Raw genomic sequence first — 619 nt, 5'->3', positions numbered from 1 at the left:
AGAAGACCCTGCTCGCCGATCTGCGCACCATCCTGGAACCGGAGTACTCGGCTCGCGCCCGCGAGGTCGCCACTCAGATGACGAAACCCGCCGAAAGCGCGGCGAAAACCGCCGACCTGCTCGAGAAGCTTGCCCGGCTCAAGCGCGCGGGATGATCGCATGCCTCAAAACTCATGGATCGCCACCGCCATGACCCATGATGGTCTACGTGGATAGCACAACCTCCGACATCGCGAACATGCCTCGTGGCGGGCCGGATGCTTCGTGGCTCGACCGCCGATTGCAGACCGAACGGCTTGAGTACCTGGATCGCGATGATGTCGATGACCTCAAGCGCAAGGTCATGGATTCGCTGGATCGGGCCGGCGGGCGGCGAAGGATCGGCATCCACGAGAAGTGCGCGCGGATGGTGCTGCGCGAGGTGGCCGGCGTCCCTGCTCCGAAGATCCTCGAGCTGGGGGCAGGCCTGGGTGGCCTGTCGCGCAAGCTGCTGGAGATGCACCCCACTGCCCAGATCACGGTCACCGATATCGAGCCGTCATTCGTGGCGGGCATGGCCGCCGGAGATCTCGGCAGTCATCCGCGGGCCGTGGTGCGGGAGATGGATGCCACCGAAATC

Annotated in this window: 1 protein-coding gene; it reads left to right on the top strand. The window is 64.9% G+C overall.

Going from position 1 to position 619, the window contains the following annotated elements; translation table 11 throughout:
* Positions 1-208: 208 nt before the first annotated feature.
* On the top strand, positions 209-619 hold a 411-nt coding region (locus IMZ11_RS43285; protein ID WP_228649468.1), incomplete at its 3' end, for a hypothetical protein.

This window comes from Microtetraspora sp. AC03309 (genome assembly GCF_020826795.1).
Lineage (GTDB): Bacteria > Actinomycetota > Actinomycetes > Streptosporangiales > Streptosporangiaceae > Microtetraspora > Microtetraspora glauca.
The sequence above is the reverse complement of the archived record's forward strand: the minus strand, read 5'-3'. Positions and strand labels throughout refer to the sequence as shown.